Annotated in this window: 20 protein-coding genes; 12 read left to right on the top strand and 8 right to left on the bottom strand. The window is 72.5% G+C overall.

Translation table 11 applies throughout. The features are described from left to right. Nucleotides 1–18: 18 nt before the first annotated feature. Together HW566_RS04850 and HW566_RS04845 are read left to right on the top strand one after the other, a co-directional pair. Nucleotides 19–1,356, top strand: coding sequence for a carbohydrate ABC transporter permease (locus HW566_RS04850; RefSeq protein ID WP_178010888.1), 1,338 nt, complete (start codon nucleotides 19–21; stop codon nucleotides 1,354–1,356). Then, nucleotides 1,356–2,327: a carbohydrate ABC transporter permease gene (locus tag HW566_RS04845; RefSeq protein WP_178010886.1), complete on the top strand. Its 972-nt coding sequence runs from the start codon at nucleotides 1,356–1,358 to the stop codon at nucleotides 2,325–2,327. The genes HW566_RS04850 and HW566_RS04845 overlap by 1 nt, the downstream gene beginning before the upstream one ends. A gap of 36 nt (nucleotides 2,328–2,363) precedes the next feature. Here the strand turns inward: HW566_RS04845 and HW566_RS04840 are convergent, their stop codons facing one another. After that, the gene (locus tag HW566_RS04840) at nucleotides 2,364–3,059 is read right to left on the bottom strand and encodes a DUF305 domain-containing protein (protein WP_178010885.1); all 696 of its coding nucleotides are present in this window, start codon (nucleotides 3,057–3,059) and stop codon (nucleotides 2,364–2,366) included. Beyond that, nucleotides 3,056–3,760, bottom strand: coding sequence for a DUF3105 domain-containing protein (locus HW566_RS04835; protein WP_178010883.1), 705 nt, complete (start codon nucleotides 3,758–3,760; stop codon nucleotides 3,056–3,058). The genes HW566_RS04840 and HW566_RS04835 overlap by 4 nt, the downstream gene beginning before the upstream one ends. Before the next feature lie 325 nt (nucleotides 3,761–4,085). On the opposite strand from HW566_RS04835, the gene HW566_RS04830 reads away from it, so the two are divergent. The 5 genes from HW566_RS04830 to HW566_RS04810 all read left to right on the top strand — a co-directional run bounded on the left by HW566_RS04830 (nucleotide 4,086) and on the right by HW566_RS04810 (nucleotide 9,903). Next, nucleotides 4,086–5,315 carry a multidrug effflux MFS transporter gene (locus tag HW566_RS04830; protein ID WP_256728937.1) on the top strand — a complete coding sequence of 410 codons (1,230 nt, stop codon included), beginning with the start codon at nucleotides 4,086–4,088 and terminating at the stop codon, nucleotides 5,313–5,315. Between the two features lie 61 nt (nucleotides 5,316–5,376). Continuing rightward, nucleotides 5,377–7,275 carry a helicase HerA-like domain-containing protein gene (locus HW566_RS04825; RefSeq protein ID WP_178010879.1) on the top strand — a complete coding sequence of 633 codons (1,899 nt, stop codon included), beginning with the start codon at nucleotides 5,377–5,379 and terminating at the stop codon, nucleotides 7,273–7,275. Nucleotides 7,276–7,372: 97 nt separating this feature from the next. Beyond that, nucleotides 7,373–8,992, top strand: a complete 1,620-nt coding sequence (locus tag HW566_RS04820) for an SDR family oxidoreductase (RefSeq protein ID WP_178010877.1) — start codon at nucleotides 7,373–7,375, stop codon at nucleotides 8,990–8,992. A gap of 9 nt (nucleotides 8,993–9,001) precedes the next feature. Then, nucleotides 9,002–9,478, top strand: coding sequence for a MogA/MoaB family molybdenum cofactor biosynthesis protein (locus HW566_RS04815; protein WP_178010875.1), 477 nt, complete (start codon nucleotides 9,002–9,004; stop codon nucleotides 9,476–9,478). After that, the gene (locus HW566_RS04810; RefSeq protein ID WP_178014684.1) at nucleotides 9,475–9,903 is read left to right on the top strand and encodes a molybdenum cofactor biosynthesis protein MoaE; all 429 of its coding nucleotides are present in this window, start codon (nucleotides 9,475–9,477) and stop codon (nucleotides 9,901–9,903) included. The genes HW566_RS04815 and HW566_RS04810 overlap by 4 nt, the downstream gene beginning before the upstream one ends. A gap of 23 nt (nucleotides 9,904–9,926) precedes the next feature. Here the strand turns inward: HW566_RS04810 and HW566_RS04805 are convergent, their stop codons facing one another. The 4 genes from HW566_RS04805 to HW566_RS04790 are packed head-to-tail and all read right to left on the bottom strand — an operon-like array spanning nucleotide 9,927 to nucleotide 13,024. Continuing rightward, nucleotides 9,927–10,163 carry a MoaD/ThiS family protein gene (locus tag HW566_RS04805; RefSeq protein WP_178010873.1) on the bottom strand — a complete coding sequence of 79 codons (237 nt, stop codon included), beginning with the start codon at nucleotides 10,161–10,163 and terminating at the stop codon, nucleotides 9,927–9,929. Beyond that, the gene (moaC, locus tag HW566_RS04800; RefSeq protein ID WP_178010871.1) at nucleotides 10,163–10,642 is read right to left on the bottom strand and encodes a cyclic pyranopterin monophosphate synthase MoaC; all 480 of its coding nucleotides are present in this window, start codon (nucleotides 10,640–10,642) and stop codon (nucleotides 10,163–10,165) included. Before moaC ends, HW566_RS04805 begins: the two co-directional genes overlap by 1 nt. 4 nt (nucleotides 10,643–10,646) lie before the next feature. Beyond that, on the bottom strand, nucleotides 10,647–11,909 hold the full coding sequence (locus HW566_RS04795; protein ID WP_178010869.1) for a molybdopterin molybdotransferase MoeA: 1,263 nt from the start codon (nucleotides 11,907–11,909) through the stop codon (nucleotides 10,647–10,649). Next, nucleotides 11,906–13,024, bottom strand: coding sequence for a ThiF family adenylyltransferase (locus tag HW566_RS04790; RefSeq protein ID WP_178010867.1), 1,119 nt, complete (start codon nucleotides 13,022–13,024; stop codon nucleotides 11,906–11,908). The genes HW566_RS04795 and HW566_RS04790 overlap by 4 nt, the downstream gene beginning before the upstream one ends. 119 nt (nucleotides 13,025–13,143) lie before the next feature. Here HW566_RS04790 and HW566_RS04785 point away from each other — a divergent pair, with 119 nt between their 5' ends. The 5 genes from HW566_RS04785 to HW566_RS04765 all read left to right on the top strand — a co-directional run bounded on the left by HW566_RS04785 (nucleotide 13,144) and on the right by HW566_RS04765 (nucleotide 16,940). Further along, nucleotides 13,144–13,536 (top strand): TOBE domain-containing protein, encoded by a 393-nt coding sequence (locus HW566_RS04785; protein WP_178010865.1) that lies wholly within the window; start codon nucleotides 13,144–13,146, stop codon nucleotides 13,534–13,536. 5 nt (nucleotides 13,537–13,541) lie between these two features. Continuing rightward, nucleotides 13,542–14,357 (top strand): molybdate ABC transporter substrate-binding protein, encoded by an 816-nt coding sequence (gene modA, locus HW566_RS04780; RefSeq protein ID WP_178010864.1) that lies wholly within the window; start codon nucleotides 13,542–13,544, stop codon nucleotides 14,355–14,357. Nucleotides 14,358–14,419: 62 nt separating this feature from the next. Then, a complete protein-coding gene (locus HW566_RS04775; protein WP_178014682.1) occupies nucleotides 14,420–15,241 on the top strand; it encodes an ABC transporter permease in 822 nt (273 codons plus the stop codon). Beyond that, a complete protein-coding gene (locus HW566_RS04770) occupies nucleotides 15,238–16,287 on the top strand; it encodes an ABC transporter ATP-binding protein (RefSeq protein WP_178010862.1) in 1,050 nt (349 codons plus the stop codon). The genes HW566_RS04775 and HW566_RS04770 overlap by 4 nt, the downstream gene beginning before the upstream one ends. Nucleotides 16,288–16,334: 47 nt before the next feature. Further along, nucleotides 16,335–16,940 carry a GNAT family N-acetyltransferase gene (locus tag HW566_RS04765; RefSeq protein WP_178010860.1) on the top strand — a complete coding sequence of 202 codons (606 nt, stop codon included), beginning with the start codon at nucleotides 16,335–16,337 and terminating at the stop codon, nucleotides 16,938–16,940. Nucleotides 16,941–16,943: 3 nt separating this feature from the next. On the opposite strand, the gene cydC is transcribed toward HW566_RS04765, so the two are convergent. Continuing rightward, entirely contained in the window at nucleotides 16,944–18,608 is a 1,665-nt protein-coding gene (cydC, locus tag HW566_RS04760) for a thiol reductant ABC exporter subunit CydC (protein WP_178010858.1), read from the bottom strand. Further along, nucleotides 18,605–20,323, bottom strand: coding sequence for a thiol reductant ABC exporter subunit CydD (cydD, locus tag HW566_RS04755; RefSeq protein WP_178010857.1), 1,719 nt, complete (start codon nucleotides 20,321–20,323; stop codon nucleotides 18,605–18,607). The genes cydC and cydD overlap by 4 nt, the downstream gene beginning before the upstream one ends. Nucleotides 20,324–20,497: the final 174 nt, after the last annotated feature.

Genomic DNA, 20,497 nt, shown 5'->3' with positions numbered 1-20,497 from the left:
ACTCAGAAGGGGATCCACATGTCGCAGACGACCGTCGACAGGCCCGTCGACACCGAACCTCCCGTCACCACCCACGCCACGGACCCGAAGGGCCGATCGATCACCCGGATCGTCGTCGCCACGGGCTTCGTCCTGATCGTCGCCGTCCTGCTCCTGCTGGTCTTCACCGGCTCCAGCGAGGAGTCCGCGCGGATCACGATCGGGTTCTCGCTCAACAGCTTCTTCCTCTGGCTGGGCGCGATGAACCCGCTCGTCCAGATCCCCGTGATCCTCGCGGTCTTCGGACTTGTGGTCGGCATCATCCTGGTGCTCATCGAGTACGCACCGCGCCCGGGCCGCGGCTACTTCATCATGCGACTGGTCGCGTGCCTGGTCATCCCGGTCCTGGCCTTCCTGCTGCTCCGGCCGTACGCGAACGCCGTCCTGTACGTCGTCGCGATCGCACTTCTGGTGGGCGCGCTGCTCTTCTTCGCCGACTTCCGTTCGCGTCAGGGAGCGGGATACCTCTTCCAGCTCATCCTGTTCATGGCCCCGGCCAGCATCATGCTGGCCCTCGGCCTGATCTACCCGGCGATCGCCACCATCTTCAAGTCGTTCTACGACAAGACCGGCGAGCAGTTCGTGGGGCTGGAGAACTACTTCTGGGTCTTCACCAACCCGACGGGCACGGCCTCGGTCGTGAACACGATCCTCTGGGCGGTTCTCGCACCCACGATCTCGGTCGTCATCGGCCTGGCCTACGCGGTGTTCATCGACCGTGCACGCGGCGAGAAGATCCTGAAGGTGCTCGTCTTCATGCCCGTCGCGATCTCGTTCGTCGGCGCCGGCATCATCTGGAAGTTCATGTACGACGCCCGCCAGGGCGAGCAGGTCGGTCTGCTCAACGCGATCGTCACCGCGTTCGGGGCGGATCCGGTGCAGTGGCTGGCCATCAAGCCCGTCATCAACACGCTCATGCTGCTCGTGGTGTTCATCTGGACGCAGACCGGCTTCGCCATGGTGATCCTCTCGGCGGCGATCAAGGCGGTGCCCACCGAGCAGCTGGAGGCCGCTCAGCTCGACGGCACCAACGCCTGGCAGCGCTTCCGCAACGTCACGGTCCCCGGCATCCGGTCGTCGCTGATCGTCGTGCTCACCACGATCACGATCGCCTCGCTGAAGGTGTACGACATCGTCGCCGTCATGACCGGCGGTCGAGACGAGACGACCGTCCTCGGCTTCGAGATGGTCAACCAGCAGCAGCGGTTCCAGAGCTACGGCCACTCGTCCGCTCTCGCCGTCGTGCTGTTCCTGTTCGTCCTGCCGCTGATCATCTACAACGCCCGATCGCTGGCCAAGCAGAGGGAGATCCGCTGATGACCGTTACCGCTCCGGCCGCGCCCGTCGACACCCGCACCAAGCGCCAGGTCGCGCGCGACACCCGCCGCAACGAGGCCATCGCCCACAAGAAGCTGACGTCGAAGGGAGCGACGATCGCGGCCGTCATCATCGCGATCTTCTGGACGATCCCGACGTTCGGCCTCTTCGTGACGTCGTTCCGTCCGGGAGCCGACACGCAGTCCACCGGGTGGTGGACCGTGTTCACCAACCCCGAGTTCACCCTCGACAACTACGCCGAGGCATTCACCGCGGGCGGGACGTCGACGACCCTGGCCTCGGCCTTCGTGAACTCGCTGGCGATCACCATCCCCGCGACGGTCTTCCCGATCGTCATGGCGGCATTGGCGGCGTACGCGTTCGCGTGGATCGACTTCAAGGGGCGCAGCGCGCTTTTCATCTTCGTCTTCGCGCTGCAGATCGTCCCGCTGCAGATGGCACTCGTGCCGTTGCTGAGCCTCTTCTCCGAGGGGCTCACGATCGGCGACGTGCCCATCTTCCCCGGATTCGGTCTGAACGAGGTTCAGTACAGCTTCGCGCGGGTGTGGATCGCGCACGCGATCTTCGCGCTGCCGCTGGCGACGTTCATGCTGCACAACTTCATCGCCGAGATCCCGGGCGAGATCATCGAGGCGGCCCGCGTCGACGGCGCCGGACACGGACAGGTGTTCTTCCGCATCATCCTCCCGCTCGCGGCCCCCGCCATCGCGTCGTTCGGCATCTTCCAGTTCCTCTGGGTCTGGAATGATCTGCTCGTCGCGACGATCTTCGCCTCGCCGGGTGCGCTGCCGATCACACAGGCGCTGAACTCGCTGTCGGGCACCTGGGGCAACCGGTGGTTCCTGCAGTCGGCCGGTACGTTCATCTCGATCATCGTGCCGCTCATCGTGTTCTTCGCCCTGCAGCGCTTCTTCGTCCGCGGCCTGCTGGCGGGCGCCACGAAGGGCTGAGTCAGCAGATCGGATGCCGCTGGGGTGCGGGGGCTGTCAGCCCTCGCACCCCAGTTGCTGCTGCAGGGAGCGCATGAGGTCGATCTCCGCGCTCTGGGTCTGCACGATGCCCCCGGCGACCTGGAGGGCACGCGGATCGCTGCCGAGCTCGACCAGTGCCTGCGCCATCGGGATCGCGCCCTGGTGGTGCCGGATCATGAGACCCAGGAAGAGGCAGTCGGCCGCCGACCCGGTCGCGCTGTCGAGTTCGGCGAGCTGGGCGGGCGTGGCCATGCCCATCTCGTCGCGCAGCTCGTCGTCGCTCGGCCGCTCGGCGCCCCCGCCGTGGCTGTGCTCGGGCAGCCCCGCCATCCATTGCATGAGGGGTGCCGTGGAGGCCTGGGGGAGACCCCACTGCACGAGCCAGTCGAAGAACTCGCCGCGCTGACCGGCCTGCGCCGTGGCGATGTCGAAGGCGAGCGTCCGGACACCCTCGTCATCGGTCTTGCGATAGATGGTCATGGCCATCTCGATGGCCTGGGTGTGATGCACCTGCATGTCGCGGGCGAAGCCTGCCTCGGGCGAGGCGTCTCCCGGCACCGCGGGCGATGTGCCGAACGCCGAGAAGCGGCCGACGGCGAAGGCGACGCCGGCCACGGCGATCACGACGAGCAGGACCGCCCACCAGCGGAGCCCACGTGCCGGCGGCCGCTCGTCGGCGCCGACGTACCCCGCCGCGGGCGCCCCGCTCACGCCTTGCCGGGCCCGTCGATGGCGCCGGAGCAGATCGCGTTCGGCTCGGGGACGTTCTGGCTGCGCCAGTACTCCGTGAAGAACTCTTCGATGCGCTCGTCGTCGGCGGAGTCCACCTTCAGCTGCGCGTTCCATGCGCTGACGGCGATGGGGGTGTCCATGTCGGGGTAGGGCGAGAGCAGCGCGTAGGTGCTCGGCATGTAGCCCTCGAGCGTCTCGATGTCGGCTTCGCTGACCTGAGCGGGGTCGTACGTGACCCACACCGCGCCGTGCTCCATCGAATGCACCGCGTTCTCGTTGGCCTGCGGCTCGGTGTAGACGCCGCAATTGAGCCAGTAAGGGTTGTGCTCGCCACCGGCGGGCGGCGTCTGCGGGTACTCGACCGTGCCCTCCACGTGGGTGGTGATGTTCTCGAAGGTCTCGACGCCGGCGATCTCACGGCCGGTGCTGTTGCCCGCCTCGTAGGTGACGGGCTTGGGCGCGAAGACCACCGAGGCCACGATGAGCCCGATCACGGCGACACCGGCGGTGGAGCCGACGACCCACCAGACGAGTTTGCTGCGGCGGCGCTTGGCGAGCTGCTTCTGATATTCGGCGAGCTTCGCCTGCTTCTGCTGCTCGCGCTGCTGCTTGACGGTGAGGGCGATCTTGGCCTGTGCGGCCGGATTGCCGCTCGTGCGCTTGTCGTCGGACGGAGTCATTGCTGTGACCTCGGTTCGGGGGCAAGGAAGGGGCGCGTGCAGCGCCGCTCCAGCCTATGCGGGTGAATGGTGAATCGGCTGGGAAGCGGGTACATCGATGTACCGCCGAGGAGATACGATGGCAGGTCGCTCTCCCGCGCAGTTGCCACGAAACGAAGAAGACGTGCCCGAAGACATCCCATCGAATCCTTCCCCCACCGCACCGCACACCTCCACAGACACCGTCCGGACCGCGACCGGTTCGCTCCGCACCTCCACAGGCGCCCCCCGGACCTCGACGGGTGCGATCCGCACTCTCGGACCGAACCCCGCCACGGCCCCGATCATGCTGCACCCCGGCGACGCGCTCCCGACGTCGCGGCGTGTCATCTACATCATCCTGCTGGGGGCGCTGACAGCCCTCGGCCCGTTCACGATCGACCTCTACCTGCCGGCGTTCCCGGCCCTGGAGGCCGATTTCCAGACCACGGCCGCCGCGATCCAGCTGACCCTCACCGGGACGATGGTGGGCTTCGCGCTCGGGCAGCTGGTCGTCGGCCCGCTCAGCGACAAGCTCGGCCGCCGCGTGCCGCTGCTGTGCGTGACCGCACTGCACGTGCTCGCCAGCACCGCGGCGGCGATCGCCCCCACCCTCGAGCTGCTGAGCGCCGCCCGCGTGTTCATGGGCATCGGGGCGGCCGCGGGAGGCGTGGTGGCGATGGCCATCGTGCGCGACCTGTTCGGCGGTCGCCGCCTCGTCGTGATGCTCAGCCGGCTGGCGCTCGTCTCGGGCGTCGCCCCCGTCGCCGCACCGCTGATCGGATCGGGCCTCCTGGTGGTCATGCCCTGGCGCGGCATCTTCGTCGTGCTGGCCGCCTACGGCGCGGTGATGCTCATCGCGTCGCTGTTCCTCGTGCCCGAGACGCTCCCGAAGGCGCGACGCACCGACAGCGGTTCGGCGACGGTGTGGCAGCGCTACCGCAGCGTGTTGAGCGACCGCATCTTCATCGGCGTGCTCATCATCGGCGGCATGACCTTCAGCGGTCTGTTCTCGTATCTGTCGTCGTCGTCGTTCCTGTTCCAGCAGACCTACGGCTTCGACCCGCAGCAATACGGCGTCCTCTTCGCGGTCAACTCGCTCGGAGTCGTGCTGGGAGTGCAGACCGCCTCGCGGCTCGCGGCCCGCTTCGGGCCCCAGTGGGTCATGGCGGTCTCGACGGCGGTACTCGTCGTCGCGGGCGCCGCGATCATCGTCACCGACCAGCTCGGACTGGGGCTGTGGGGGACGGTCGTACCGCTGTTCTTCTTCATCACGGCCTGCGGCTTCACCTTCCCGTGCGTTCAGGTGCTCGCCCTCGACCGCCACGGTCGCGCCGCCGGCACCGCGGCCTCGCTCATCGGGGCCGTCAACTTCGGCGTCGCGGGCTTCATCTCGCCCCTCGCCGCCTGGATCTCGGGCGACGGCGGCATCACCGCGACGACGATGGCCTCGGTCATGGCCGGATGCGCGGTGGTGGCGGTGCTCTCGCTCTGGCTCGTCGTGCGTCCGCGCACGGTGCCGCAGCTCTCGCCCTGACCCCGCCGCCCGCACCACGGAGCGGGTGCGGCGGACCGGCGCCCGGACTAGGCTCACCGCCATGAGCGCCCCGCCGCCGGCTTCCGACCCTCCCGCCGCCGACGACCGGGCGGCCGCCGCAGCCCGCGCCGAGCTGGCGCGCCTGCGCGCCGAGGCCGCGGCGGCGGACGCCGCACTCGCGGCAGCGCGAGCCCGGGCGGCGCTCGCCGCGGCCGAGGCGGAAGCGGCCCGCGCTGCCGCCGCACCGGGGGAGGCCCCCGAGGCGCCACCCCGGCCCGAACCCGAATCCGCGCGCATCGCCGCGCCGTCCGGCCCGCTCGGTGTGGACGAGGTCGATGCGGTCCGTCGCGGCTATGCGTTCGCGGGCCCCGTGCTCGAGCTGGGGGCGCTCGTGAACGGCGTACCCGAGCCGACCGCCCCGGTCCGCATCCCGCTGGCAATGGTCAATCGGCACGGCCTCGTCGCGGGGGCCACGGGAACCGGCAAGACCCGCACTCTGCAGGTGCTCCTCGAGCAGCTCTCGGCACACGGCGTTCCGGTCTTCGCGGCCGATATCAAGGGCGATCTCTCGGGCATCGCCACACCGGGCGAACACAGCGACAAGCTCATCGCGCGCACGAGCGCCATCGGGCAGGACTGGGTGCCGCACGCCTATCCGACGGACTTCTTCGCGCTGGGCGGTGTCGGGGCCGGAGTGCCGGTGCGAGCCACGGTGTCGGGGTTCGGGCCGCTCCTGCTCAGTCGTGTGCTCGGATTGAACGCCACCCAGGAGTCCAGCCTCGGTCTCGTCTTCCACTACGCCGACCGCAACGGTCTGGCCCTGGTCGATCTCGCCGATCTGCGGGCGGTGCTCGGCTACCTCACCGGCGACGAGGGCAAGGAGGAGCTCCGCGAGCTCGGCGGTCTCTCGAAGGCCACCGCCGGCGTCATCCTGCGCGAGCTCATCACGTTCGCCGATGCCGGTGCCGACGTCTTCTTCGGCGAGCCGGAATTCGACGTGCGCGACCTGATGCGCACGGCAGAGGGCGGCGAGGGGATCGTCAGCCTGCTCGAGGTTCCCGGGGTGGCCGATCAGCCCGTGCTCTTCTCGTCCTTTCTGATGTACCTGCTCGCCGAGCTGTTCGAGGTGCTGCCCGAGGTCGGCGACCTCGATGCGCCCAAGCTCGTGTTCTTCTTCGACGAGGCGCATCTTCTGTTCCGCGGTGCCTCCCAGGACTTCCTCGCAGCCGTCGTCCAGACCGTGCGGCTGATCCGGTCGAAGGGCGTCGGGGTTTTCTTCATCACCCAGACCCCGAAGGACGTTCCCGCCGACGTGCTCGCGCAGCTCGGTTCGCGCGTTCAGCACGCCCTGCGCGCGTTCACCCCCGATGACGCCAAGGCGCTGCGGGCGACCGTCGGTACCTATCCGACGTCGGGGTACGACCTCGAGCGCGTGTTGCAGGAGCTCGGCACCGGAGAGGCCATCGTGACCGTGATCGACGAGCGCGGGGTGCCGACCCCGGTGGCGTGGACCCGTTTGCGCGCACCGCAGGCGCTGATGGCGCCGACGCCCGCCGCGCGCCTCGACGCGCACATCGCTTCCTCCCCCCTGCAGCGAACCTACGGAATCGCGATCGACAGGGAATCGGCGCGCGAGATCCTGACCGCCCGCATGAACGCCGCGCGGGCCGCCCTCGATGCCGCCGAGGCCGAGGCGGCGCGTCGCACGGCAGAGCAGGATGCGGCGAAGCTCCGTGCCAGAGCCGATGCCGAGTACGCCAAGCAGCTCGCGGCGATCCGAAAGCAGGCCGCGGCCGAGGAGGCGAAGGAGAGGCGCGAGCACGACCGGCTGCTGCGCGGCTCGAGCGGGAGCTCACGCTCCCGACGCGCGACGCCGGTGGAGCAGATCCTCGGGTCGCGCGCGGCGCGCGACGTTCTCACCGGCGTCGTGCGCGGCATCTTCGGCACCGGGCGTCGGTGACGGCTCGGGGTCGCCGCCGAGCCCCGGCCTGGACGGGGTGGGTGAGGCCCGCTGTCAAGTCGTGTCGGCACGCGGCCGTCCGGCCTAGCGTCGGAGCATGAGCGAGCTGACCGCACCCACTGGACGCGAACCCGAGCTGCAGGCCGATCCGAGGACCGACGGGTCGGCGCCGCGGGCGCTCGTGCTCGGTGCCACGGGATACATCGGCGGACGCCTGGTGCCGCGTCTGGTCGCGGCGGGCTACCGGGTCCGCGTCCTCGCGCGCACGCCCGAGCGCGTCGCGAGCTTCCCCTGGGGCGCTGACGTCGAGGTCGTCGGCGGATCGGCGGACGACGCGGATGCCGTCGCCGAGGCGGCGCGCGACGTCGATGTGCTGTACTACCTCATCCACTCGATGGGGGCGGGTGCCGGTTTCGAGGAGGCCGACGAACGCGCCGCCCGCACCGTGGCGGATGCTGCCGCGACGGCATCCGTGCGCCGCATCGTCTACCTCGGCGGCCTCCACCCCTCGGACGCCCCGCTGTCGCCGCACCTGCGCTCGCGCGTCGAGGTGGGCGAGATCCTGCTCGCATCGAGCGTGCCGACCCTGGTGCTCCAGGCCGGTGTCGTCATCGGTTCGGGGTCGGCCTCGTTCGAGATGGTGCGTCACCTGACCGACGTGCTGCCGTACATGCCCGCGCCGCGGTGGGTGCGCAACCGCATCCAGCCGATCGCGGTGCGCGACGTGCTCTACTACCTGCTTGGCGCGGCCCGCGTCGACGGCGACGTCAACCGCGCCGTCGACATCGGCGGACCGGACGTCCTGCGCTACGGGCAGATGATGAACGGCTACGCACTCGAGGCCGGGTTGCGTCAGCGCGCGATCGCGGCTCTGCCGGTGCTGACCCCCGGGCTGGCCTCGCACTGGGTCAATCTCGTGACCCCGGTGCCGCGGTCGATCGCCCGGCCGCTGATCGCCTCGCTGCAGAACGAGTGCGTCATGGACGATCACGACATCGACGCGATCATCCCGCCGCCGGAGGGGGGACTGACGCCGTATCGCAAGGCGGTGCACCTGGCGCTGCATCGCGTCGACGCCGACGAGGTCGAGACCAGCTGGCAGGACGCCGACGTGCTCGGCGCCCCCAGCGACCCGCTGCCGAGCGACCCCGACTGGGCCGGGCGCACGGTCTTCACCGACGAGCGCAGCGCCGACACGACAGCCTCGCCGGAGCGGCTGTGGACGGTCATCTCGGGCATCGGCGGCACCAACGGCTGGTACTCGGCCCGGGCGCTGTGGGAGATCCGCGGCTGGATGGACCGGCTCGTCGGCGGGATCGGTCTGGCGCGCGGCCGGCGCAGTCGCGGCAAGGTGCGGGTCGGTGACGCGATCGACTTCTGGCGGGTGGAGGCCGTCGAGGAGGGGCGGCTGCTTCGCCTGCGGGCTGAGATGCGCGTTCCGGGCGAGGCCTGGCTCGAGCTGAAGGTCGCGCCCCGGGCCGAGGGGGCACGCTACGAGCAGCGGGCCATCTTCTTCCCCAAGGGGCTCGCCGGGCGGCTGTACTGGCTCGGCGTGCTGCCCTTCCACGGCCTGATCTTCACCGCGATGGCCACCCGTATCACCGAGATGGCCGAGGGGCGCGTCGAGACCGGCCCCACCGTCGGATCAGCCCAGGACGACGGCGACGCCGGTCCGGCCGACCACTCCGAGGGCGCGGCGGCCGCCGAGCGTGTCTAGGGTGAGAGCATGAGCCGCACCGCCGTCGTCCTGACCGTCTCCGACCGATCGGCGCGCGGCGATCGCGCCGACACCGCCGGCCCCGCAGCGGTGTCGGCGTTGCGCGAGGCCGGGTTCGACTGCGGTGACGCGATCGTCGTGACCGACGGTGCGGAGGTCGTCGCCCAAGCGCTGCGCACGGCCATCGACGGCGGAGCGCGGCTCGTCGTGACCACGGGCGGCACCGGGGTGGCACCGCGCGACCAGACCCCGGAAGGGACCGCGGTCGTCATCGAGCGCGAACTCCCCGGCGTCGCCGAGGAACTGCGTCGCCGTGGCGTCGGCGAGACTCCGACGGCGGTGCTCTCGCGTGGGATCGCGGGGGTGTCGGGGCGGACGCTGATCGTCAACCTGCCCGGCTCTCCCGGGGCCGTCGCGTCCGGCATCGCGGTCGTGACCGGCATCGCCGGACACGTCCTCTCGCAGCTCGACGGGCACGATCACTGATGCCGGTGCGGATCGCGCGCATCACGGCCGAACCCCTCGACGTCGCCGCACATCTGTCAGCGGTGGGGTCGGCGACGGCCGGTGCCGTGACGAGCTTCATCGGAACCGTCCGTGACCACGACCCGGATGCCGCCGCACCGGTGACCGGGCTGCACTACGAGGCGCATCCCGATGCCGAGGCGACGCTCCGCCGCATCGCCGACGAGGCGCTGGGCGGCCGGGAGGGCGACGTCGCGGTGAGCCACCGCATCGGCGACCTAAGCGTGGGAGACGCGGCCGTCGTCATCGCGGTGGGCACGGCGCACCGGGCGGAGGCGTTCGAGGTGTGCCGGGAGCTCATCGAGGCGATCAAACGCGAACTGCCCATCTGGAAGCAGCAGGTGCAGAGCGACGGCACGACGGCGTGGAAGGGCATCGGCGGCTGAGAGCCGCGATCGGGTGGCCCCGCTCAGCCGCCGGCGAACGGCGGCAGCACGTCGACGGTCGCATCGACGCCCAGCGGTGCGTCGTCGTCGTCGATCCGCGAACCGTCGACCAGCACCGCGCACCGCGGCAGGATCGCGCCGAGGCCGGGGCGCTCCGTGGCCAGGGCGCCGAGCAGGGCGCCGAGCGTCGTCTCGTCGCGACGTTCCTCGGGCACACCCGCCCGCTCGGCGGCCGCCGCGAAGAAGCGTACGTTCGCCATCAGTCGGCCTCGCCCGGCCGGCGCCAGTCGCCACTGCGGCCGCCCGACTTGGCGACGATGCGGATGTCGTCCATCGAGGTGGCCTTGTCGAGTCCCTTCACCATGTCGACGATCGCGAGCGCGGCGACCGAGACGGCGGTGAGCGCCTCCATCTCGACCCCGGTACGGTCGGCGGTGCGGACGGTGGCCTCCACCTCGACGCCGTCGTCGGTGATGACCAGGTCGAGGACGACCCCGTGCACACCGATGACGTGAGCGAGGGGCAGGAGTTCGGGCGTGCGTTTGGCCGCCTGGATCCCCGCGACACGGGCGACGGCGAGCACGTCGCCCTTGGGGACCGCACCGTCGCGCAGCGCGTCGACGACGGCGGCCGAGCACCGGACCAGCCCGCGGGCGGTCGCGGAGCGGACGGTGGGCTGCTTGGCCGTGACGTCGACCATCCGGGCGTGCCCGGCGTCATCCAGGTGTGTGAAGGACATGGACTCATCCTCCCAGCAGCAGCACGTCGACGAGGTCGCCCGCCGCGACGGATGCCACCTCGGCGGGGACGACGGCGTACGCCTCGGCGAGGGCGAGCCCGCCCGCCAGATGGGACCCCGAGCCTCCGTGGGTGGCCGGCCGCACGGTCCAGCGCGCGGGATCGCTGCGGTCGATCGCTGCGGGCAGGTACTGGCGACGGCCCGGCGGGGTCCGCCACGCCGCCGATGCCGGCAGTCGCAGTGCGGGACGCCGCACGAGCGTGCGTCCCTGCAGAGCGAGAAGGGCTGGGCGGACGAACACCTCGAACGACACCGCCGCGCTGACCGGGTTACCCGGCAGCCCGAACACGATCGTCCCCGACGGCAGCACACCGAACGCCTGGGGCTTGCCCGGCTGCATGGCGACGCGCGAGAACCGCAGCGCATCGGCCAGCTCGCTCTTGACGACCTCGTAGGCCCCTGCGCTCACGCCCCCCGACGTGATGAGGACGTCGGCGCGCCCGGGCCCCGTCGCGAGCTCCTCGATCACGCGGCGCAGACTTGCTCCGTCGTCGTCGACGCGCTCGCGGCCGATGACCGTCGCGCCGCCGGCCTCGACGAGCCCTGCGAGGAGGAGCCCGTTGGACTCCGGGATCTGCCCGCGCTCGCGGGGGCGGCCCGTCTCGACCAGCTCGCTTCCGGTCGAGACGATGACGACGCGCGGACGCTCCGAGACGGTGAGCTCGGGGATGTCGGCGGCCGCGGCGGCGGCCAGCTGCAACGGTCCCAGCACCACGCCCGCCTCGAGCACCGTGTCGCCGGGGCGGATGTCGTCGTGCGCACGTCGGATGAACGCACCGCGACCCGAGGGGGTGCGCTCCACGTGCACGACGCCGAGCGAGTCCGCGAGGCCGCCGCGGGTGTCCTCGAACGGCACGATCGCGTCGGCGTCGGCGGGGACCGGCGCGCCGGTCATGATGCGCGCCGCCTGTCCCGGCCGCAGCGCGGGGTCGTCGGCGGTGCCCGCCGGCAGGTCGGCGACGACCTCGAGCACCACCGGACGCTCGGCCCCCGCCCCGGCGACGTCGTCGAAGCGAACCGCGAACCCGTCCATGGCCGAGTTGTCGAACGCGGGGATGCCGCCGCGGGCGACGGCGGGCTCCCGCAGAGTGGCTCCGCCGGCGTCGTGCAGCCGGGCGACGCGCGTGGGCAACGGGGTCACGGCGGCGAGGACCTCGTCGAGCTGCTGCTCGACGGTGCGCAGACCCGGGGTGTTCGTCTCGCTCATCCTGCCCACTCTGCCAGTCCACCGGCGAGCACGGTCGCATCGACGCCTCGGGAGCGCAGCGCATCGGCCGCCCGGTGGGCTCGGATGCCGCGGGCGCAGACGACCACGACCCGCTCCGCCTCGATCTGCTCGGGACGGGCGAGGAGATCGGCGAGGGGGACGAGGACCGACCCGGGAAGCGTGCCGTCCGCCGTCTCGTGCGGCTCTCGCACGTCCACGACGATCGCGCCGGCCCGCTGTGCGGAGCGCAAGCCCTCGAGGTCGACCTCGGGGGCGGCCGGTTCTGCTGCGGTCCCGGCCGCGGGTGACGCCGCGCCGTGGCCGGCGGGCGCCGTCACCCGGGGCCCCCGAGCGGGCCGCAGCGGCACCTCGCGTTGCGATCCGCTGAGCCCGTCGACGACGACGAGCCGGCCGAAGAGCGGCTCGCCGATGCCGGTCACGAGTTTGATCGCCTCGGTGGCGAGCATGCCGCCGACCGTCATGCAGAGCGATCCGAGGACGCCGACCTCGGCGCAGGTGGGCAGCTCGCCCGCGCTTCCGGGCGGGTAGAGATCGGCGAGGTCGATGCCGGGGGCTCCGCCGGGCGGCGCCGACCAGAAGACGGTGACCTGGGCGTGGAACTCCTGGATCACCCCCCACACCAGCGGCAGCCCCCGATCGGCGCACGCCGCGGCGACGACCGTGCGGGTCTCGAAGGTGTCGGTGCCGTCGATGACGAGATGGCACCCGTCCAGCAGGCGGGCGGCGTTCCCGGCGTCGAGACGCTCGCGGCGCACCACGACCCGGGTCTCGGGGGAGAGCGCGGCGACCGCGCGGACGGCGGATTCGACCTTCGGGGAGCCCACGTCGTCGATGCGGTGGATGACCTGTCGTTGCAGGTTCGCGTGCTCGACGTCGTCGTCGTCGATGACGGTGATCGTCCCCACTCCGGCGGCGGCGAGGGCGAGGATGACGGGTGACCCCAGGCCGCCCACCCCCACGATGCCGACGTGGGCGGCGGCCAGGCGCCGCTGCCCGGAATCACCGAGACCCGCGAGCACGCGGTGTCTCGCGGTGCGGCGGAGTTCGGTATCCGAGAGCCGGGGAGCGGGGTCGACGAGGGGCGGGAAGGCCATGGCATCAGGCTAGACGCGCTCTCGAGCCCGACGGGTCGTCTCGGGCGAGCCCGCCTCGAGATCCGCGGATGCGGCAGAATATCGGCTCCGATGCCGCTGATGCGGGTATCTTCAGCGATATGACCGCCTACCGAATCTCCGAAGCAGCGCGCCTGCTCGGCGTCAGCGACGACACCGTGCGCCGTTGGATCGATCACGGCACGCTTCCGGCCACCGATGAGAGCCCGGTTCGCATCCCCGGCGACGCCCTCGCGGCCCACGCCGCTGAGCTCGCGACCGCCGCATCCGATCCCCTCGATCAGCTCACCAGCGCCCGCAACCGCTTCGTCGGCCTGGTCACGCGCGTGCAGGTGGACGGTGTGATGGCCCAGGTCGACATCCAGGCGGGGTCGCACCGGGTCGTGTCGTTGATGTCGGCCGAAGCGGTGCGCGAGCTCGCCCTCGAGCCCGGATCGCTCGCCGTCGCGGTCGTGAAGGCCACCACCGTCGTCGTCGAGATCCCGAAGCAGTGAGGGCGATGATGCGCACGAACCGGACACCGCTCGCGGCGCTCGCCGCCGTGATGCTGACGCTGGCGGGCTGCGCCGCCGGCGGAGGTCCCGACGTGGACCCGGAGGCGAGCGGAGCCGCCGCGTCACCGGGCGAGGTGACGCGCGAGGTCTCGGGCGAGGTGACCGTCTTCGCCGCCGCCTCGTTGAAGGCCGGCTTCGACACCCTCGCGGAGCAGTTCGAGCAGCGGCATCCGAGTGTCGAGGTCCGTCCGATCAGCTACGACGGGTCGTCGACCTTGGCGACGCAGATCGTCGAGGGGGCGCCGGCGGACGTGTTCGCCTCGGCCGACGAGGCGAACATGCAGCGGGTCGTCGACGCGGGGCTGGCATCGTCGCCGCTTCTGTTCGCCTCGAACCGCCTCACGATCGTCGTGCCCGCGGGCAATCCGGGCCAGGTGACCGGACTGGCCGACCTGGCCGATCCCGATCGCGTGGTCGTGCTGTGCGCAGACGCCGTGCCGTGCGGCGCGGCGTCCGTGACGCTCCTCGAGGCCGCCGGGGTCGTCGCGGATGTCGACAGCTACGAGCAGAACGTCACCGCGGTGCTGACCAAGGTCGCCACGGGCGAAGCCGATGCCGGCCTGGTCTACATCACGGATGCCGCGACCACCGGTGACGTCGAGGCGGTGGCGACCGCCGGCGCCGAGACGGTCGTGAACCGCTATCCGATCGCCGCGCTCTCGACGGCCGCGTCCCCGGCGGCGGCTGCCGCCTTCGTCGACTTCGTGGTGTCGGATGCGGGTCGAGCGGTGCTCGGGGATCTGGGATTCGGCGTCCCGTGATCCCCGCTGCCGATGACCGGACGCGGGCCGCCGACGCCGGCCGCCCGTTCCCCTCGCGGCGCGTGGCCGGGACCGGCGAGACCGGTGCGGCGGCGCGAGGCTACCTGCCCCGGATCGTGCTGCTGCCGGCGGTCATCGGCCTCGCCCTGCTCGTGGTCCCCCTGGCCGCGCTCGTCGCACGCGTCGACCTGTCCACGCTGTGGCGGGACATCACCTCGCCGGAGGCCGTCTCGGCGCTGATCCTCTCGATGCAGACCGCCCTCGCCGCGACGGCGGCGTGCATCGTGCTGGGCGTCCCGCTCGCGCTGACCATCGCCCGGTCGGGCGCCCGCGTGGCGGCGGTGCTGCGTGCTGCGGTGACCGTGCCGCTCGTCCTGCCGCCCATGGTCGGCGGGGTCGCACTGCTGTTCCTCTTCGGGCGCAACGGCTGGCTCGGGGTCGCGCTCGAGGGCGTGGGCATCCGGATCCCCTTCACCGCCGCAGCCGTCGTGCTGGCGCAGACCTTCGTCGCGCTGCCCTTCCTCGTGCTCGCTCTCGAAGGGGCGCTGCGGGGGGCCGGCGTGCGGTACGAGCAGGCTGCCGCCGCGCTGGGGGCGGGCCGGTGGCGCATCCTCTGGCGCGTGACGATGCCGCTGGCGGCCCCCGGGCTCGTCGCGGGCATCGTGCTCTGCTTCGCCCGTGCGCTCGGGGAGTTCGGTGCGACCGCGCTGTTCGCGGGGAACGCCCCGGGTTCGACCCAGACGATGCCACTGGCGATCTACACGGCCTTCAACGGCGCCGGAGTGTCTCAGGGGACGGCCGTCGCCCTCTCGCTGCTGCTGCTGGTGACCGCCGTCGCGGTGCTGCTGCTCGTCCGCGGCTGGCGTCCCGGGACGTCGCGATGAGCGCGCGGCTGAGCGCGCACCTGCGCGTGCGACGTCGCGATCTCGCCGTCTCGGTCGACCTGACGGCCGAGACCGGCGAGATCGTCGCGGTCATGGGCCCGAGCGGTGCGGGGAAGACCACGACGGTCGAGGCGATCGCGGGCCTGTGCCCGATCGATGCGGGATCGGTGCGCATCGACGACGAGGTGGTCGCGGCTCCCGGCGTCCAGGTCGCCCCGCAGCGTCGCGGCACCGTGCTGCTGCGCCAGGACCCCTGTCTGTTCCCGCACCTCTCGGCGCGCGAGAACGTCGCGTTCGGTCTCCGCTCGCGCGGGGTGGCGGCGCGGCGGGCGCGGGCGGAGGCCGACGACTGGCTCGACCGCGTGGGCCTCGCCGCCGCCGGCCCCCGCGCGCCGCGCGAGCTGTCGGGCGGGCAGCAGCAGCGCGTCGCCCTCGCCCGGGCGCTCGCCGCTGCGCCGCGGCTCGTGCTGCTCGACGAGCCGTTCACCGCGCTCGATCCCGAGACCGTCGCGGCGCTGCGCACGATGCTCGCCGAGCAGTTGCGGTCGGCGGGGGCGACGGCCGTGCTGGTCACGCACGACGCGCTCGACGCCGCCACCGTCGCCGATCGGCTCGTCATCCTCGAAGCCGGCGAGGTGACCCAGAGTGGCGACGTGCGCGCGGTGCTCGGCGCCCCGGCGACCGCGTTCGGTGCTGCGATCGCGGGGCTGAACCGGGTCGTCGGCGCCGGAGAGCGGGGGAGCTGGCGGGCCGGCGCCCTCACCGTCGCCGGTCGTGGCTCCGAGGAGGGCCGCGTGGCGCTCTTCCGTCCCGCCGACGTCCGCCTCTGGATCGGGGACCTGCCCGACGCCCCGGCGGGCCGCCCCGCCGCGGAGATCGTCTGGCACGCGATCGTCGACCGGCTCGAGCCCACCGTCGGCGGCGTGCGGGTGTTCGTGCGCGACCCCGCCGTCGCCGTCGACCTCTCCGTCGCGCGTGCGGCGGAGGTGCGGCCCGGAGCGCGCGTGGCGCTCGGCGTCGCCGCGTCCGCGGTCACCTGGGCCTGAGGTCGTCGGTGCGTGCGCACGCGCGCTCCGAATGCCACGATGAGGGGATGCTCCACCTGCGCTCCGCCCGGCCGGGCGACGAGAACGCCCTCGCCCGGATCTGCCTGCGCACCGCCGATCACGGCGCCGATGCGACCGGACTGTTCGCCGACGACGACATCTGGGCCGCGGTGTTCGTCCTGCCCTACGCCGAACGGCATCCCGAGCTCGCGTTCGTCGTCGCCGACGATGCCGACGACCCGGTGGGCTACATCGTCGCGACATCCGACACCGATGCGTTCGAGGAGTGGTTCCGCACCGACTGGTGGCCGCGTTTCGCCGGCCGCTGGCCCCGCCCCGCCTCGGACGACGACTCGCGGCAGGCGCGCACGCTGCGGTACGCATACTCCCGGGCTGCCGGCGTCGAGGCGCTCGCCGCGTCCCACCCCGCGCATCTGCACATCGACCTTCTTCCGGCCGCGCAGGGCCAGGGGTGGGGGCGCCGCCTCGTGGAGCGGCTGTCGGCGGAGCTGCGCAGTGCGGGGGTGGCGGGGCTGCACCTGGTGGCGTCGGCCGACAACACCGGCGCGGTGGCCTTCTACGACCGGCTCGGCCTCGAGCGGCTCGTCTCCGCCCCGGGAACGCAGGCCTTCGGCAGGCGCCTCACCGTATAGCGCTCAACCGGATCCGACGATACGACCGGCTTCGATCCGCACGGTGCGGTCGATCAGGGCGTCCGGCACGCGCACGTGGGAGATGAGCACGACGGCGCGATCGTCGTCCACGGCCATCAGCAGGTCGTGCAGCAGCGCGTCGGAAGCCGCGGGGTCGACGCCGGCCGTCGGCTCGTCGAGCACGAGCACCGGAAAGCCGTGCAGCAGCGCGCGGGCCAGCGCGATGCGCTGGGCCTGGCCGCCCGACACGAGTGCGCCGTGCTCGCCCACCCGGGCGTCGAGCCCGCCGCGCTCCCGCAGCCACGTGCCGAGGCCCACCCGTTCCAATACGGCCTCCAGCTCGGCGTCGGTGGCGGTGTCGCGGGCGAACAGGAGGTTCTGACGGATGTCCTCGTCGAAGAGCATCGGCTGCTGCTCGCACAGGCCGACCGTCGAGCGGACGTCGTCCGGGGCGAGGTGCCGCATGTCGGCGTCTCCGAGGCGATAGGTTCCCTCGACCTCGAGGAACCGGACGAGCGCGTGGGCGAGGGTGGACTTGCCGGCGCCGCTCGATCCCACCACGAGCAGACGCTCGCCGGGGCGGACGTCGAGGTCGACCTCGGTCAGCGCGGGACGATCGGCGCCGGGCCACGACACCGAGACGCCCCGCAGGTGCAGGCCGTCACCCAGCTGCGGAGGTTGCCCGGTCGGCGCCACCGCGTTCTCGACGAGGCCGTCGGGAATGTCGCTCGGAACCGTCTCGGCGATGCGTTGCGCCGAGGCGCGGACCTGCCGCCAGGAGGCCGCGGCCAGAGGCACGGTGGTGAAGACCTCGAACACGGCCAGGGGAACCAGCGCCGCGACCGCCAGCCACGGGCCGCCGAGCGACGACACCTGGGGTGCCGTCACCGCCACCGCGAGGATCGAGGCCGCGCCGGCCGCCAGCGAGACGATGGCCGTGCTGCCCGCCTGTGCGCCGGCCCGGCGCACGACGGCCCGGCGCAGGTCGCGGTCGGCGGCGCCGATGCGCGCCCGGCTGTCGGCCTCGGCGCCGTACGCGAGGAGGACGTCGAGGCTGCCGAGATGGTCGGCCACGGCGTCGGCGAGGCGAGCGCGCAGCGGGGCGATGGTCCGCTCCGCGCGGGCGCCGGCGATCCAGCCCCACCCGGTCGCCGCGATCGCCGCGACCACGAGACACCCGAGCAGCGTCAGCGCCGCCGGCCACGAGACGATCGCGACGAAGACGACCGATGCCAGGGCGACGGTCGCCGACGCGACGAGGGGCTCCACGACCCGCAGCGGAAGATTCTGGAGGTCGTCGACATCGTCGACCAGAGCCGAGAGCGCGGAGCCCCGGCGGATGCGGCCGAGGCCGTCGGGGGCGAGCGGGATGAGCCGGCGCACGAGGTCGGTGCGCGTGACCGCGAGCTGGCGCAGCGCCGCGTCGTGGGAGGTGAGCCGCTCGAGGTAGCGGAAGACGGCGCGGCTGATCGCGAACGCGCGGACACCGACGACGGCCGCCATGACGTACATGACCGCGGGCTGCTCGCTCGCGCGGACGATCAGCCAGGCGCTGCACGCGAGCAGGGCGATGGCCGAGGCCTCGGTGGCGAAGCCCGTCGCCAGCGCGGGCCAGAAGCGGCGAGGGGTGGGCATCGCACCCCTCAGCACGTCGGTCGTCGTCGTCACGCGGTCACCGCCTGCCGGGCGCGCACCGGGACCTGCAGGTCGGCGATCGAGCGTGCGGATGCGCGGTGCGAGATCAGCAGCACCGTCGCGCCGCCGTCGGCCAGGCCGCGGAGGCTCCGCCACAGCGCGGCCTCGGTCTCGGCGTCGAGCGCGGCGCTGGGCTCGTCGAGGGCGATGACGCCCGCCGAGCCGCAAAGGTGCCGGAACAGCGCGCGCGCCACCGCGACGCGCTGGGCCTGTCCGCCCGACAGCCCCGAACCGCGGACGCCCAGTTCGAGAGCGGGATCGATCGAGCACGCCCCGGCGAGATCGAGCGCGCGTCGGAGCATCCGGCGGCCCTCGGGCTGCGCGAGGGTCTCGGCGGGGGAGCCCAGGACGACGTTGTCGGCGACCGTCCCCGCGATGAGGCCGGGCTCCTGCCCCGCCCACGCGAGCCACGTGGATGCCGGGGGAAGCGAGGAGCCGTCGAGCGTCACGGTGCCCTCGGCCTCGGCCACTCCGCGCAGCGCGGCGAAGACACTCGACTTGCCGGAACCACTCGGCCCCGACAGCAGCGTGACCGTACCCGGCTGTGCCGCGAACGACACCGGCTCGAGCAGCGCATCGCCGCGGCGGACCCGCAGGCCGTCGGCCCGGACGACCCGCCCCCCTCCGGCTGCGGCCCGCGCCGAGCCCGATGCCGCAGCCGGAGCACCGGCGCCCGCGGGGGCGGGGGCGGAGGGCAGCTCACGGGCGGCGTCGAGCACCTCGAAGACGTCGTCGGTGGCCGCGACGCCCTCGGCGGCGGCGTGGAACTGCACGCCGACCTGCCGGAGCGGGAGATAGGCCTCGGGTGCCAGCAGCAGGACGAAGAGGCCGACGGCCAGCCCGAGGGATCCGTCGATGAGTCGGAACCCGATCGAGACGGCGACGATTGCCACCGAGATCGAGGCGAGGAACTCCAGGGCGAAGCCCGAGAGGAACGACACACGGAGCACCCGCATCGTCTCGGCCCGATAGGTCTCGGTCACGCGCTCGATCGACGTCGCCGCGCGGTGCTGGCGGCCGAAGACGGTCAGGGTCGCGAGCCCGCGCACGGTGTCGGCGAAGCGAGCGGCGAGCTGGCGCAGGGTCTGCCACTGGGCCCGCTGCACCGTGCGGGTGGCGAGGCCGATGAGCACCATGAAGAGGGGGATGAGCGGCATCGTCAGGAGCACCGTCAGTCCCGAGATGGCGTCGTTCCACCAGATCACGGCGATGAGCAGCGGCGTCGCGACCGCGGTGAGCACGAGCTGGGGCAGATAGCGCCCGAAATAGGCGTCGAGGGCGTCGAGACCGCGCCCGGCGGTGACCGCGAGCTGGGCCGAGTTCCGTCCGGCGAGCCAGCCCGGTCCGAGGCGGCCGACGGCCGTGGTGAGCGCATCGCGCAGTTCGCTGCGTACCCGGGCTGCGGCGCGGGCGGAGATCGACTCGCGCAGCCAGAGCAGTCCCGCGCGCGCTGCGACGACGCCCCCGAGAGCGGCGAGCACGCTCGCGAGCTCGGACGCCGGGATGCCCTCGACGGCTCCGACGATCGCTCGGGTCAGCAGCCAGGCGAAGGCGGCCACGACGACGGTCTGCGCGAGACCGATCGCCCCGATGGCGACGAAGAACAGCCGCGAGGTCCGTGCGTAGCGGAGCAGGCGCGGGTCTACGGGCCGGCCGCTCGAGCGCGCGGGCGTCTCGGGCTCGTCCATGCTCACTCCTCGATCCTGCCTTACCCGCGGCGTCGCCGGCCCGCCCGAGCGTGGCTGCGCCTGTTCGCCTGCGATCGTTCCTCGTGTTCGGGGTGCGTCGTTCACCTTGGGGCGTGTGGATCCCGCCCCAAGGGGCACGAAGCGCCCCAGTCCGGGAATGCGGCGCCCCGAACA

The organism is Microbacterium oleivorans (genome assembly GCF_013389665.1).
In the GTDB taxonomy this organism is placed as follows: Bacteria; Actinomycetota; Actinomycetes; order Actinomycetales; family Microbacteriaceae; genus Microbacterium; species Microbacterium oleivorans_C.
This window is presented reverse-complemented; position numbering and strand designations above follow the sequence as displayed.

What these genes read in the sequence shown, in the direction of transcription:
- HW566_RS04850 (WP_178010888.1), top strand. Translation starts at nt 19, where the DNA reads ATGTCGCAGACGACCGTCGACAGGCCCGTCGACACCGAACCTCCCGTC.
- HW566_RS04845 (WP_178010886.1), top strand. Translation starts at nt 1,356, where the DNA reads ATGACCGTTACCGCTCCGGCCGCGCCCGTCGACACCCGCACCAAGCGC.
- HW566_RS04835 (WP_178010883.1), bottom strand. Translation starts at nt 3,760, where the DNA reads ATGACTCCGTCCGACGACAAGCGCACGAGCGGCAATCCGGCCGCACAG.
- HW566_RS04830 (WP_256728937.1), top strand. Translation starts at nt 4,086, where the DNA reads ATGCTGCACCCCGGCGACGCGCTCCCGACGTCGCGGCGTGTCATCTAC.
- HW566_RS04825 (WP_178010879.1), top strand. Translation starts at nt 5,377, where the DNA reads ATGAGCGCCCCGCCGCCGGCTTCCGACCCTCCCGCCGCCGACGACCGG.
- HW566_RS04820 (WP_178010877.1), top strand. Translation starts at nt 7,373, where the DNA reads ATGAGCGAGCTGACCGCACCCACTGGACGCGAACCCGAGCTGCAGGCC.
- HW566_RS04815 (WP_178010875.1), top strand. Translation starts at nt 9,002, where the DNA reads ATGAGCCGCACCGCCGTCGTCCTGACCGTCTCCGACCGATCGGCGCGC.
- HW566_RS04805 (WP_178010873.1), bottom strand. Translation starts at nt 10,163, where the DNA reads ATGGCGAACGTACGCTTCTTCGCGGCGGCCGCCGAGCGGGCGGGTGTG.
- moaC (WP_178010871.1), bottom strand. Translation starts at nt 10,642, where the DNA reads ATGTCCTTCACACACCTGGATGACGCCGGGCACGCCCGGATGGTCGAC.
- HW566_RS04795 (WP_178010869.1), bottom strand. Translation starts at nt 11,909, where the DNA reads ATGAGCGAGACGAACACCCCGGGTCTGCGCACCGTCGAGCAGCAGCTC.
- HW566_RS04790 (WP_178010867.1), bottom strand. Translation starts at nt 13,024, where the DNA reads ATGGCCTTCCCGCCCCTCGTCGACCCCGCTCCCCGGCTCTCGGATACC.
- HW566_RS04785 (WP_178010865.1), top strand. Translation starts at nt 13,144, where the DNA reads ATGACCGCCTACCGAATCTCCGAAGCAGCGCGCCTGCTCGGCGTCAGC.
- modA (WP_178010864.1), top strand. Translation starts at nt 13,542, where the DNA reads ATGATGCGCACGAACCGGACACCGCTCGCGGCGCTCGCCGCCGTGATG.
- HW566_RS04770 (WP_178010862.1), top strand. Translation starts at nt 15,238, where the DNA reads ATGAGCGCGCGGCTGAGCGCGCACCTGCGCGTGCGACGTCGCGATCTC.
- HW566_RS04765 (WP_178010860.1), top strand. Translation starts at nt 16,335, where the DNA reads ATGCTCCACCTGCGCTCCGCCCGGCCGGGCGACGAGAACGCCCTCGCC.
- cydD (WP_178010857.1), bottom strand. Translation starts at nt 20,323, where the DNA reads ATGGACGAGCCCGAGACGCCCGCGCGCTCGAGCGGCCGGCCCGTAGAC.